At 47.5% G+C, this 14,056-nt stretch carries 8 protein-coding genes; all 8 read right to left on the bottom strand.

Translation table 11 applies throughout. The features are described from left to right. Positions 1-210: 210 nt before the first annotated feature. Positions 211-657, bottom strand: a complete 447-nt coding sequence (gene fliO / locus ACY2RR_RS13330; RefSeq protein WP_490108645.1) for a flagellar biosynthetic protein FliO — start codon at positions 655-657, stop codon at positions 211-213. Next, positions 626-2,083 (bottom strand): sigma-54 dependent transcriptional regulator, encoded by a 1,458-nt coding sequence (locus tag ACY2RR_RS13335; protein ID WP_490108646.1) that lies wholly within the window; start codon positions 2,081-2,083, stop codon positions 626-628. Before ACY2RR_RS13335 ends, fliO begins: the two co-directional genes overlap by 32 nt. Before the next feature lie 313 nt (positions 2,084-2,396). After that, positions 2,397-2,963, bottom strand: a complete 567-nt coding sequence (locus tag ACY2RR_RS13340; RefSeq protein WP_490108647.1) for a hypothetical protein — start codon at positions 2,961-2,963, stop codon at positions 2,397-2,399. 30 nt (positions 2,964-2,993) lie between these two features. Continuing rightward, positions 2,994-4,163: a hypothetical protein gene (locus ACY2RR_RS13345; protein WP_490108648.1), complete on the bottom strand. Its 1,170-nt coding sequence runs from the start codon at positions 4,161-4,163 to the stop codon at positions 2,994-2,996. Between the two features lie 77 nt (positions 4,164-4,240). Further along, the gene (locus ACY2RR_RS13350; RefSeq protein WP_490108649.1) at positions 4,241-6,400 is read right to left on the bottom strand and encodes an autotransporter family protein; all 2,160 of its coding nucleotides are present in this window, start codon (positions 6,398-6,400) and stop codon (positions 4,241-4,243) included. A gap of 168 nt (positions 6,401-6,568) precedes the next feature. Beyond that, positions 6,569-8,719, bottom strand: coding sequence for an autotransporter family protein (locus tag ACY2RR_RS13355; protein WP_490108650.1), 2,151 nt, complete (start codon positions 8,717-8,719; stop codon positions 6,569-6,571). A gap of 106 nt (positions 8,720-8,825) precedes the next feature. Next, a complete protein-coding gene (locus ACY2RR_RS13360) occupies positions 8,826-9,944 on the bottom strand; it encodes a beta-ketoacyl-ACP synthase III (protein ID WP_490108651.1) in 1,119 nt (372 codons plus the stop codon). A gap of 174 nt (positions 9,945-10,118) precedes the next feature. Then, positions 10,119-14,042, bottom strand: a complete 3,924-nt coding sequence (hrpA, locus tag ACY2RR_RS13365; protein WP_490108652.1) for an ATP-dependent RNA helicase HrpA — start codon at positions 14,040-14,042, stop codon at positions 10,119-10,121. Positions 14,043-14,056 lie beyond the last annotated feature (14 nt).

Below are 14,056 nucleotides of genomic sequence, written 5' to 3' on the forward strand. Positions count from 1 at the left end.
TGTTTTTTGACATGTCAAACTGGCGTCGCCAGATTCCTGCCGAACAGAACTTTTCCAACAGTAGAAAAACGTCAGATGCCCGTCATAAAGAGACAAGAAAAAGAGAAATGAAAAATGTTTTTTTCAAGAATACGACAGGGTAAATACAAAATATCCAGTATGGCAATTCAGCCACACTGGATATTGTTCAGGAAAGACTTTCAGAGAGGATCAGGAACGTTTCAGAAGATCACGAAATTTTTGCGCGCTGTCAGGTTTAACCTCTGGATCGGGCAACAGCTTGTCGTAATCTCCCAAGAGAGTAATTCGACCGGAAGAAACACCCAACAACAATTCACGCTCTCCAGCCTGAACCACCACTACTCGATCTCTTCCCCCCAGAGAAAGAACAGCTTTGGTTTTTAAACCCACCTGACCAGTAGCTAATTCTGGCCGCCAGCGCTTAACCCACCAAGCCAAGCCAAACATAAGGCAGATAACAAACACAAAGGTAAACAGCATCTTCAACAGTTCCATCATGCCAAGCTCGGCATCAGGTTCTGGTGAAGCCACCTGTTCAGCTATCTGGGAGGTGGCTTCCGGCTCTCCTCCCAAGGCGAGAGAAGAACCGAAAATCAAAAGACTCTTAAGGAGAAGAGGTATTATCTGCCTGCTCATAGCGGTTCAGACCATACTTGCGCATTTTTTCCACCAGAGTGGTCCGGCGAACCTGAAGTTTATCCGCTGCACGGGCAACAACATTACTGCAGTCATCCAGAGCCTGACGGATCAACTTACGTTCAAGATCTGAAAGAAACTCTTTCAGATTCAGCCCGTTCACCGGCAATACCGCCAGTTCATCCAACCCACCCATACCTGAAGGCTGAATTGTGGTTGGAAACATTTCCGCAACACCCGATTCCTGAGCCGCCTCACTGGACGCTTTGCGGAAACGTCCTGGTAACTCTTCCAACCCAATAACCCCCATGGGGTACATAATGGCCAGACGTTCCACTAAGTTTGCCAGCTCCCGAACATTCCCCGGCCACTCATAACGACAGAGAGACAAGATAGCAGCTGAGCTGAAACGTACAGAACCACGCTGTTCACGTTCCATGCGGTTAATCAGATCATTCAGGATCAGCGGTACATCTTCTGAACGCTGGCGGAGAGATGGAGTTTCGATGGGGAAAACATTCAAACGGTAATACAGGTCTTCACGGAACTTCCCTTCAGCCACCATTTTTTCCAGGTCATTATGAGTGGCAGCAATAATGCGAACATCTGCATCAATAGAAGCCGTTCCACCAACCCGCTCATACTTCTTTTCTTGCAGGACTCTCAGCAGCTTCACCTGCATGGATAATGGCATATCACCAATTTCATCCAGAAACAGCGTACCGCCCTCAGCCAGTTCAAAGCGGCCTTTGCGAGTTGCGATAGCTCCAGTGAAAGCGCCCTTTTCGTGACCAAACAGTTCACTTTCCAGCAAATCGGGAGGAATAGCACCGCAATTCACCGGTACAAATGGTTCATCTTTACGGTTCGAATGCTCGTGAAGATTACAAGCCACCACTTCTTTCCCGGTACCAGACTCGCCAGTGATAAGAACATTCACGTCCTTATCCATAACCTGAGCCATCAAAGCTCGCACCTGACGAATTGCTCTGCTATTGCCTACAAGGTTCCGGAACAGTTGAGCATCATGATGTCCGGCCAGAATCTGGCCCTGACGACAGTGAATTCTATAGACCTGAACCAGATGCAGAGCATCAACAATCTGACTGTAGGTGAGAGGATGCTCCAGCTCACCAACAACCTGGCGGCGCAGGCTTCCCTGCAGGCCAACGCGACTGAATGCTCCATTAATCAGAATGGGCAGTGCAGGACAGTGTCGATTCAACTGTTTAAGAATATCGAGGGTACGGGGAGAACGCCCAACAATCACCGCCAGGCAGTCTTCTGGCGCAATTGTTATGCGGGTTTCCCAACCACCGGCTCCGGAGAGCACGATGTCGTGTCCAAGAAATTCGAGTATTGTACGAAGTTGCTGTCTCTGGTGTTGATCATCCTCAATCACCAGAATACGGCTTGAATCACCCATATTGCCAACCATCCGTGTTTAGCAATCACTCTTTCGGGTCAAACAGCTGCACGAGAAGAGATCGGAGAAGACGAAAACGTCTGTAACAGACGTATTACTTACCAGTTAAGGCATAAGCTTTTGGTTCGTCAAACCCTAGCCGGAGCTTCTCGAAAAAGAAGGCAATTTACTGATTTCAGACAAAAAAAACCGCCGGGGGAATGGCGGTTGAATAAGAGCAGAAACTGTCAAAACAGCTTTTGTGTCATAACTGACCACAAGTCTTAATTTACAGGCTTTGTATTACAGAACCATGACAGGGCTTAAAACGTTATCACTGATAATATCCTTCATCAGTTTCGTCATATCCCCCATCATAATCCTCCAAATATTCCTCACCATCATCTTCTTCTAGCTCATACTCCTCAAGATACTCTTCTTCACCATACTCCGGCTCTTCTTCATTTTCTTCGTATTCATCAGTGAATTCGCTGTAGCTGTCCATATCATCGTCATAAAGATCCTGCTGATACTCTTCATCGATTTCTTCACCGACTTCATCAGCATCGTCAGGTTTCTTTTTTTTATCTTTCCTGCGCGAAGGTGCCCCCTCACCACCTTCGTCTGTGGGATCATTATTTAAATCATCAGGAGTTTCGCCGTAGGGGTCGTAATTGATTTCCTCTTCTTCCTCATCGAAACTCTGAACTTCATCCATATCATCCCAGGTTTGATCGAGATCGACTTCTTCATCATCTACATAACCATCATCCCACTCATCTACATATTCCTGCTCATACTCTTCAGGCTCATTAGCATCGTCTTCCCCCAGTGCCAGGATATAGGGCACAACTATCACCGCCCCAATAAGCACGAGCAGGATGGCGAGTACCTTTTTCATCTCTCAACTCCCTTTGAGAACATCAGTACCTTAGATTTCATCATGGATCGGTTGTTTTTTCTGAACGGAGATGACGAGTTCATTCCCTGTAAGCCGGACAATATCCACACTGAATCTTTCATCTGTGTAAAAAGAGATATTCAGGGTTTCGAGATTCATCTTTTTCACAGCAATTAACTGAATTTCTTTTTTTTCGGGTATACGCACATTTTTCAAATCCAGATAAAAATGAGTATGCCCTTTAAACTCTACCCGCCCCGATGACTGAATTACGGGTACAGAAGCATCTGATATATGATTTTCATTTACCTCTACGTTGAGCTTAACATCTTCACCAAATATCAAATCACCGTTCAACATGTTAATACCTGTTGTCACTAACGCAGTTTCCGCAGAAACATTGACAGCAGAGCGAGGCTGAGATGACGAGAGTTCAACACTGCCACTCCAGTGAATTTCATTACCGGTCGTTCTCTCTTCTGGTGTCCCCATACTGTTGATTGACAGATTTTCCACTCCCCGCAGATTGCCAATAAAACTGGCATTCTCTTCTAGAGCAACAAAGTCCCTGTCCTCATCGTCCATTACCAGAATATCGCCATAAACATTACCTGTATTGGTAAATTCAAAACGACCTTCTGAGCCCACATTAAATGCAACGCGCCCCTCGATAAGCCCTGAATTTTTCCAGCGGAACTTCATAGCAAAACTTTCATAAAAGGGGTCTCGCTTATAAACCCGGATGGCCGTTCCATTATTTGGCTTTGCTGAAATCTGTCCCTCATTTTCCAGAATCACCACTCCCACACCAGAAAGCAGCTGCAAAGCGACAGTGCTTTGCTCCGCTTCTGCTGAAGTAGAAATAATGCCATCCTGCTGATTAACAATACTCCAGGATGACTCCGGCTCTACCGCTAAAGCAGCAATAGCTTCACCAGAATAAATTTTTCCGCTGTTTGAAAATTTGCAGGGAATAGGAAACCAACGCATCCAGCAGTTATTTGTGAGAGGTGACCAAATACTGTATGAACTGTTGGTTAAAATAACCGCTCCATTTTGCCCAGCCCTGCCGGTAATAGATTCAAGATACTCCAATCCTTCAGAATCAACTCGCAGAGGATTATTGGCTTTAGCAAACTGCATGCTGAACATGCAGAAACAGAGGGTTACCCAGAAAGACAAGCGCTGAAGTGAACACATAACTCTCATTCCTTTCTGATTCGATCAAAAGTTAAGAGCGACCGAAGCCGCTCTTGATCAAACGAAAGAGGGGGGGATTAGAAGCTATAGTCGACCCGGGCATACACAGAGTCGGAGTGATAACCACTTCTCCAGTTACGCTCATAACCTGTTGAAAACTCGAACCGGTCATCACGATTCCATGTCACCCCAGCTGTGGCATTCCAAGTTGTTTTTTCTGGGGTTACACCTTCGGCAACAAAGCTGTCTCCACCGACAACAAACCTGGAATTCACTTCTACAGGGTCTGCGCTAAAGTCATGCCACGCCATAACTTTAACTTCCGGAGTAAAGTACCCGTACTTAGTATTGAAAACCCGACTTATACCTGCACCAGCACCCAATTCATTAACTTTGTATTTTTGTTTCTCCGTTCTGAGAGCCGCAGCAGAACCCTTCTCATCGTAGGCATCAACGGTAAAGTGGCTGTAGTGATAACCAAGCATGGGAGACAATTCCCAGTCCCCAATATCCATAGAATGGCGAAGAATAGCCTTAATACCTATCTGCTTTGAATCAAACTCTGACTTGGCTGGGTTCAGATCAGAACCAGTGATATCGAACACCCGCTTTCGTTCGTTTTTGTTGATGCCATAGTTCAGAAGCACATCCAGAGAAAGTGCATCTGCTAACTGCCAGCGCCCGTACAGAGTTGCCAAATAGCTATCAATACTGGTTTCGTCTTCAACATCATTCTTATTGATATCGCTCGTGGCATAAGACGCGGCGAAACCAATGGTGCCCAGATCCATAACATCAACATCAAGACCCATAGTGAAGCCATTCAAACGACTGTGATATCCGCGGATCGTGCTGCTGTGATGCCTGCGATCATCTTGATGAGCCTCATTATGTAACGCTTGCATCCAAAATGAATGAGGCTTTATATCATCACCGGTATTAACGCCCACCTTGCTGTCCATCCGGCTCACCATAGCCTTATTGGAAACGGTGACAACATTCAGCCCAGCCTCAACAGAGGAGCGGTTCAAAGCAGGAAGAAGCTCGGCAGCCAAACGTGCAGCAGCTTCGGGAGTGTATTGGCGGAAAAAGTTATCGCGAAGCTTTTCACCTTGTTCTCTGGTCGCTCCAGTACCCTGTGAGGCAGTACCAGCTGCGTCAAAGCCACTTCCGTAAGCCCGCCTCTCACTGCCATTGGCTCCCCCTGTTCCGGCAACATCTTCAGGCTCTCTATCCGGGATCAACTCTACTGTGGCAACAAGCTGATTGCCGGATGTAGAGGTTTTTGTCACGGTGTAAAGATCCATGACTTCGAGTGTTGCATTAGTCCCACCAATGCCAGCGGTATCCTGGAGAAGGGTGTAACTGACCGAACCAGTATGTGATGTGTCTGGGATCACAACAATCGTTCCCCCTACACCAATTTGGCTATCTGATGTCAGAATGGAGCTTCCAGGAGTTGCAGAGTTCAGTTCCAACAATAGCTGTGTACCAGGCTGGAAAGTTGTGTTCGCACCGTTAACAGTTAACCCCGAGGTTTGCAGTGCCGCACTATCGGAGACAATAAAATATTTATCGCTTCCCGAACCTGACAAATTCACCACGCCATTCACTTCCACTGTGGAGCCAAATTCATTTGACACGTCAACCTGCTCAGCACCGTTTACTATCCCTGAAAAACTGCCGTTAGAAAAAGACAGCGTATCAGTATCACTATCAACACTGATGTCGATATTACCAGTGATTGATCCAGATGATTCCAGTGTAAACACTGTATTAGCCTGATGATTAATCACCTTAGCTAAACCAGATGAAGAAAGATCTCCTGAGTTTACAATGGTGAAATTGCCTGCATTGGGATCACTAGTAATAGTGTCACCGGCAGAGTTTCGAATTGAACCTCCATTCACCAATTTGTACCAGGCACCCTCCTGAACTTGCACAGCATAAGTTGCGCCACCGGCCTGAATAATACCCTTGTTAGTATAAACACAGGTCTGTTCAGCCGAGTTACAGGCCCCCGAGCCGAATACGAATCCGGGATCAACCTTATTGAGTTTGACCGTAGCATCGCCATTTTCTGCTGAGAGATTTTCTCGGTTTACAACCCCAGACTTTATAATAATCACAGGCTGAGTAGGGCTTAATTCCACCCCCCCATCACCTTGCACAGTATGAAAAGGTGCTGACGCAATAGCTAATGCCAGTGCCGATTTAAGGAAATTTTTTGTAGCCATATTGCAGAGTCCTTTCTGTCAAATAGTCGTTACATTTAATCTAGTCACACTAAGCCAACACGCCAGTTATCTGTTTTAAAAAGCTGTTCTAACATTCAAAACCCGACAACGGATGAATAGTTATAAAGTATCAAAAACAGCTAACGCTCTTTACCTCAACTCTTACCTTTAAAACTTATAATCTACCCGTGCATACACGGAATCAGAGTGAAAGCCACTTCTCCAGTTGCGCTCATAACCAGCCGACAGTTCGAATCGTTCATCACGATTCCATGTAACTGCGGCGGTGGCGTTCCAGGTTGTTTTTTCGGGAGCTACACCTTTAGCGACAAAGTTATCCCCTCCGATCACAAACCGTGAATCAACCTCTACAGGATCTGCGCTAAAGTCATGCCAGCCCATCACTTTCATTTCAGGGATAAATTGGCCGTAACGGCTATCAAATGTTCGACTAACACCTACACCAGCGCCTAATTCGTTAACTTTGTATTTTTGCTTCTCTGTTTTCAAAGCTGCAGCAGAGCCCTTTTCGGTATAAGCATCAATGGTGAAATGGGTATAGTGATAACCGGCCATAGGAGTCACCTCCCACTTGCCCGCCATCATTCTTCGGCTGAGAATAGCCTTGATACCATACTGGGTTGAATCGAATTCAGAGGTGGCAGGATTTAGGTTACTACCAGCAACATCAAACACCCGCCTGCGGTCATTTTTATTAACGCCGTAGTTCACCATCACATCAAGATCTGTGTATTCATCCAAACCCCAGCGCCCATAAAGTGTGGTCAGATAAGTTTCAACGTCGGTTTCATCTTCAACATCATTTTTATTGATATCGCCCTTACCGTAGGAAAGAGCAATACCTGCCAAGAAGTCAGGGCTTAAATCGGTATCAAGGCCCATAGTGAAACCATTAACCCGGCTCCTATAGCCTCGCACCGTACTTCCAGACTTTTTACGGTCGTCCTGCTTGCTTTCATTATGCAGAGCCTGCATCCAGAAAGAGCTGTCCCGGAGGCCATCTCCCGTATTCACCCCTTTGGTTTTGTTATCCATCTGCTCAGTGACTTGACCATGAACTTGAGTTGTCATGTTCAAAGCATGATCCTTAGCAGAACCGGTAACATTGGGCAGTAACTCATTAGCTAAACGCGTAGCTCCTTCTGCTGTTGTTTTACTGTTAAAGTTATCAAGCAGCTTTTCAGCTTTCTCCTGCGCTGAACCTCCGGACTGTATAGCATCGATAGCAGCACCACGTCCCTTTTCATAGGCATCGCCTTCACTCTGGCTGCCACCATTCTCTGTGATGATATCGCTGGGATCTTTACTATTCCGGGCGACCGTAACCCGGACTTCACTACCAGAGTCTGCCCTGGCAATGGTGTAGAGAGGGTTCACAGCTAACTCAACATCATTCGACGGCAAAGTAGAAGGCACGCTTAGCAGGCGGTAAGTTTCAGAGCCGCTGGTATGGGAGGCAGCTGGATACACAACGAGCTTACCATCATCAATATCAACCGAAGTGGTTGAACTGGCATCAATAGCCACGGCAGAACTGCCAGAGCTGACCTTGTTATTATCTTCAAGATCAAAAGTGAGCTTTGACCCAGATGACATAATAAAGTCACCTCCACTCACTGTGAGGCCTGATGTTTCAAGCTCTCCCCCGGTATACACCTTGAGGTAGCGAGTGCCCGTTCCATAGAGTGTGAAATTACCGCTTACATTTGTCTGCCCGCTGGTAAACTGAACCTGTTCAACGCCTGTAATTGTTCCTGAATAGCTGCCACCCGTGAATGTCACCGAATCATTATCGGAATCTGCAGCGACGGAAATATCACCTTCTATGATTCCAGACGAAACCAGACTAAACAGCTTTGAAGCCAGGTAATTAACAGCGACATTACCTTTGATCGAACCTGCATCGTTCACAGTCAGATCAAAATCTCCAGCCGTGTTGCTGGAGTATATGACTGTTCCACCGGGATTACTGATAGCACTGTTATTGGTAACACTGAACCAGGCACCCGATTTTAATTCGACTGCATAAGTTGAATCTCCGGCAGAAACCGCAGCATTATTCTCAAATACACAGGTGTGAGATTGCTGATTACACCGGCTGGCAGACAGAATATTAGTTTTCTTCTCAAGGCTGATAGCCGCGCTATCACCACTGGCACCGATTCTGGCCTCACTGTTCACCATACCGGTTTTATTGATAACCAGTGGCGCAGCATGAATAGAAGAAGATAACAAACCTGCCGCAGAGGAGACGGCAATCGCAATTGCAGTTTTTGAGAAGTGGGTTGAGCGAGGCATGTTGCGGAATCCTTTCCGTCAGCAAACAGTTACATTTAATCTAGTAACATTCGTGCAACATGCCAGTGGTCATTTTTTACACAACAAAATAAAAGACAGTTTGTGATCAACGTTTCTCCAGAATCACACTGCCAATGGAATAACCTGCGCCGAAGGAGCACAGTACGCCTTTGCTTCCTGAAGCCATATCCTGGCTGTATTTATGAAACGCAATCACGGAACCAGCAGAACTGGTGTTGGCATATTCATCCAAGGTAACTGGTGCCTCTTCCGGCAAAGCCTCACGACCAAGTACGCGCTTAGAAATCAGCTGATTCATGGCCAGATTTGCCTGGTGCAGCCACATTCTGCCGATATCAGACACAGGAATATCCATATCAGCCAGATGCTCGGTAATCTGCTTGGCTACCTGGGGGCAAACTTCCTTAAACACTTTACGGCCATTCTGAACAAAGAGCTTATCTGGCTGACCAATACCTTCCTCCGCTGCCCGGTTTAAAAAGCCTGCGTTGTTACGGATATTGTTAGAGAAGCTTGTCCAAAGCCGGGTTCCCAGCACATTCCAGCCACCTTCTTTTGCCACATCGCTGCTTTCGAGAATGACTGCTGTACAGGCATCACCAAAGATAAAGTGACTGTCACGATCCCGGAAATTCAGGTGGCCGGTGCAGATTTCCGGATTAACCATCAGTACCCTGTGAGCACTGCCAGAACGGATCATATCGCGGCCTACCTGCAGGCCAAACGTGGCTGATGAACACGCCACATTCACATCGAAAGCGAAACCTCCAGCCCCAAGAAAATGCTGAACTTCAACAGCCACCGCTGGGTAAGCCCTCTGCATATTGGAGCAGGCAACAATCACTCCATCCAGATCTTCTGCAGCAATACCAGCCTGCTCTAGTGCTTGCCGGGCAGCACCGAGTGCCATTTCACACTGAATAGAAGGCTCATCATTACTGCGCTCAGGAAGCCGGGGTACCATCCGTTCCGGATCAAGAATGCCTTCTTTATCCATCACATAGCGGCTGCGAATGCCTGAGGCTTTTTCAATAAATGCACTGCTGCTTTCTTGCAAGGGCTGGCACTCCCCTGCGGCAATAGCGTCACGATTACGATCATTTTCAGCTTGCACCCAGGTATTAAAACAAGCCACTAGCTCATCGTTGTTGATGGATGCAGAAGGTGTATAAAGTCCGGTGCCGGTCAGAACAACATCTGTCACATGAAACCCCTTGAACGCTCTTTCTTATCTGGGTTTGTATCTGGTATGAAAAAGATGCCAGATTTTATTATTTGGCTGATGGTATAGCAGCAGGCAGACCAATAAAACCTAAGATCTGCCGCTGTAACATTAAGGCAACAAAGTTGGTATAAGCAGCCAACTCTTTACCCTTTTCTAGGGAACGGAAACCTCTTCCCAGAGTTTACGCAGGCGTTTGTCAGAAACCGGCATCCGTGTTTTCAAACTCTGGGCAAACAGTGATACCCGGTACTCCTCCAGCATCCAGCGATACTCCCAAAGAGTGGCATCAACAATTTTCTGCTTGGCAAGAGCCTCTCGCCGAGCGCTCCAGGCTTCCTGCAAATGCTGAAGCTCATCGGTCTGCACCCGATCCCGGTTAAAATTAGCACCAAGCTTATCCAGCCGCTGTTCAACCGCAGAAAGATAGCGGGGAAACTGTTCCAGCCAATCCATAGGAGTCTGGCGCAAAAAACCTTTGAAAATAAGATTACCCAACTGAGCCTGAATATCGGACATCGACAAAGCCACCTGAAAAGATAACTTACCTTTCAAACGTTTCTGAATAGCGTTATTACGAGTAAAAATATCCAGCAGCAGTTTATCCAGCTTCTCGGCAAACGGCACCAGATCGGCCTTATGTTGCGCAATAAGAGTTCGGAAGCCATTTTCATTTCTGGGCCACTGGCTTTCATCATTGAGGAAAACATAGCGAATCACGAACAATTCGATATCTTCCAGCAATACGGTCTTCGGCACGGAGTTAACCGCCAGAACCGTTATCCGGTTCAGATTCTTCATCTGTTTGAGCATAAAGCGCACCTGCTCAGCAAGAGAAAGACGTATTAACCGCGCCATACCCCAGACCATTTCTTCTCTGGCCATCTCCGGGCTATCAAACAAACGCAGGGACACAGAATCCTTCTCATCCACCAGCGCAGGGAATGAACGGAACAACAACCCTCCCCGAGTCTGGCGCACCTCTTCCGGCAATTCTCCCAGAGTCCAACTGGTAATACCGGTTTGCTCCATGCCTTTGTCGGTCATATCCCGCAGGCTGGATTGTGCCTTGTCAGCAAATTTCTCCCGCAGTTTGGAGAAGTCACGCCCCTGCCCCAGCAGCCTACCGTCATCATCCAGCACCCGGATATTCATCAGGAAGTGGTCATCAAGGGTCTCCGGCTTCCAGGCATCTTCCGGAATGCGCACGCCACTCATACGAAATAGCTTTACGCCCAGCAACTCAGTCAGGGATTCATCACAGGCATTTAACCCTTCCATCGCCGCCTTGCTGTAATCGGGAACCGGCACAAAGTTCTTACGAATCTGTTTAGGTAACGAGCGGATCAGTGCCACAACCTTTTCTTCCAGCATGCCGGGTACCAGCCATTCCAGACGCTGTTTAGGGAGCTGCTGTAAAAGAGAAACTGGCACAGAAACACTCACACCATCATCTTCATCTCCTGGAGAGAAGTGATAAGTCAGTGGTAACTCCATGCCTTCATGTTTCAGGCGATCCGGATACTGGTTCGCCGTCACATGAGCAGCATCATGCTGCATCAAATACTCTTTGGTCAGGAACAGAACCTTTGGTTCTTCTTTTTCTGCTTTTTTACGCCAGGATTCAAATCCAGCGCCATTCACCACATCAGACGGAATACGGTCATTATAAAAAGCAAACAAAGTTTCCGGATCCGCCAGAATATCCTGACGCCGAGACTTGGCCTCCAACTCCTCAACTTCAGAAATCTGCTGCTGATTATGGGCAAAGAACGGTGCTTTAGATGTGTAGTGTCCGGCGACCAAGCCTTCCCGGATCAATAACTCCCGGGACACAACCGGATCAATGGTGCCGTAATGCACTTTCCGGCGGGAATAAATTACCAACCCGTAAAGTGTTGCCTGCTCGTAGGCAACCGCACGAGCCTGCTTCTTTTCCCAGTGAGGCTCAAACCAGTTGCGTTTAATAAGATGACCAGCTAGCGGCTCAATCCAGGAAGGTTCCACTTTCGCCACGGTGCGGGCGTAAAGCTTGGAGGTTTCCACCAGCTCTGCGGTCATCACCCATTTGGGTTTACGTTTAAATAAACCAGAACCAGGGAACACCCAGAACTTGCGGTTGCGAGCTCCGAGATAATCTGCCTCTTCGGTTTTATTACCCAGATGGCTGAGCAAACCTGCTAAAAGTGCTTTGTGAACATCCGCATAAGTGGCAGGTTCATTGTTATGGAGAAGCTTCAGGTCTTTGCACACCAGAGCCAGCTGGCGATGCATATCCTTCCATTCCCGCATCCGCATAAAGCTGAGGAAATGCTTTTTGCACAGTTTGCGTAATTGATTGGAAGAAAGCTCCTGTCGCTGCTCTTCATACCAGCGCCACAAGTTTACATAGGTAAGAAAATCAGAGTCATCATCGTAAAATTCCCGGTGAGCATGATCAGAAGCCTGTTTCTTTTCAGCCGGACGTTCTCTTGGATCCTGAACAGCCAATGCACTGGCAATGATCAATAACTCATCAACTGCATTGGTATCATGTGCTGCCAGAATCATTCGACCAATACGCGGGTCGATTGGCAAGCGAGACAGTTGATTACCAACACGGGCCAGGCGGCCGTTCTTATCAACAGCTCCCAACTCCTGCAGCAATTTATAACCATCATTGATGGCGCTGTTATCTGGCCGATCCACAAACGGGAACTTGGTAACATCACCCAGTCCAAGCTTGAGCATCTGCAGAATTACTGCGGCCAGATTAGTTCTCAAAATTTCGGCATCAGTAAACTCTGGCCGACTCAGGAAATCCGCCTCATCGTAAAGGCGAATACAGATACCTTCTGCGACACGACCACAACGGCCTTTCCGCTGATTGGCCGAAGCCTGCGAAACAGCTTCCACCGGCAACCGCTGCACTTTGCTGCGAACACTGTAACGGCTGATGCGCGCCGTACCCGGATCAATTACATAATGAATACCCGGAACTGTCAGAGATGTTTCCGCCACGTTGGTGGAGAGAATAACTCTACGACCAGGGTGCGACTGAAAAATACGGTTCTGCTCAGCGTTAGTCAGCCGGGCATAAAGGGGAAGGATTTCAGTATCCCGGAGCTTTTTATCTCGCAGAAACTTTGCGGTTTCGCGAATATCTCGTTCACCGGGCAGGAAAACCAGCACATCACCCAGACGATGACCTATACCACCGCGTTCAAAGTCTTCGATCTCTTCCAGAGCCTGGTAAATACCCTGCATCTGGCGTTCATCACCATCTTTTGTTTCCACTTCCAATTCAGCAAGTGGGCGATACAGGGTTTCGACAGGAAACGTACGACCGGAAACTTCTATAACGGGAGCGCCAACACCTTTTTCATTAGCAAAGTGCCTGGAGAAACGCTCAACATCGATAGTGGCGGAGGTAATAATAACTTTCAGATCCGGGCGTTTTGGCAACAGCAGCTTTAAATAGCCCAGAAGGAAATCGATGTTGAGGCTGCGCTCATGAGCCTCATCGATGATCAGAGTGTCATAGCCATTCAGGAAACGATCATTCTGAATTTCAGCTAGCAGAATACCATCAGTCATCAGCTTAACGCGGGTTTGCTCACTGACCTGATCAGTAAAGCGCACCTGGTAACCAACCAGCCCACCAAACTCTGCTTCCAGTTCTTCGGCAATACGGCTGCCCACGGAGCGAGCTGCCAGTCGACGAGGCTGGGTATGCCCTATCAGACCATGTACGCCCAACCCTAATTCAAGGCAGATCTTTGGAAGCTGAGTGGTTTTACCCGATCCGGTTTCACCGGCAACAATAACAACCTGATTGTCAGCAATCAGTCGCGCAATCTCTTCTTTTTTCTGAACAACAGGAAGGGAGTCGTCCCAGTTCAGTTTCACTGACTGCTCACGACGTGCACGACTCTGCTGGCAGGAACGTTCCAACCGCTGATAAAAGCGGCCTTTTTCCTTACCAGACAGTCGTTTCCAACTTCGCCACTGACGTTTCAGCCAGTAGCGATCACGAATCAGACTGTCTTCAATCTCTGCAGCAACAGCTGCCCTGTCTTTGCGGTTATCCCGATCTGTCATGCTTTACTGTTGCT

The organism is Parendozoicomonas sp. 2304DJ65-17, from assembly GCF_058148445.1.

Excerpts from the sequence above, each read along its gene's own strand:
- ACY2RR_RS13350 (WP_490108649.1), bottom strand. The coding sequence starts at position 6,400 with ATGGCTACAAAAAATTTCCTTAAATCGGCACTGGCATTAGCTATTGCG.
- fliO (WP_490108645.1), bottom strand. The coding sequence starts at position 657 with ATGAGCAGGCAGATAATACCTCTTCTCCTTAAGAGTCTTTTGATTTTC.
- ACY2RR_RS13355 (WP_490108650.1), bottom strand. The coding sequence starts at position 8,719 with ATGCCTCGCTCAACCCACTTCTCAAAAACTGCAATTGCGATTGCCGTC.
- ACY2RR_RS13345 (WP_490108648.1), bottom strand. The coding sequence starts at position 4,163 with ATGTGTTCACTTCAGCGCTTGTCTTTCTGGGTAACCCTCTGTTTCTGC.
- ACY2RR_RS13340 (WP_490108647.1), bottom strand. The coding sequence starts at position 2,963 with ATGAAAAAGGTACTCGCCATCCTGCTCGTGCTTATTGGGGCGGTGATA.
- ACY2RR_RS13335 (WP_490108646.1), bottom strand. The coding sequence starts at position 2,083 with ATGGGTGATTCAAGCCGTATTCTGGTGATTGAGGATGATCAACACCAG.
- hrpA (WP_490108652.1), bottom strand. The coding sequence starts at position 14,042 with ATGACAGATCGGGATAACCGCAAAGACAGGGCAGCTGTTGCTGCAGAG.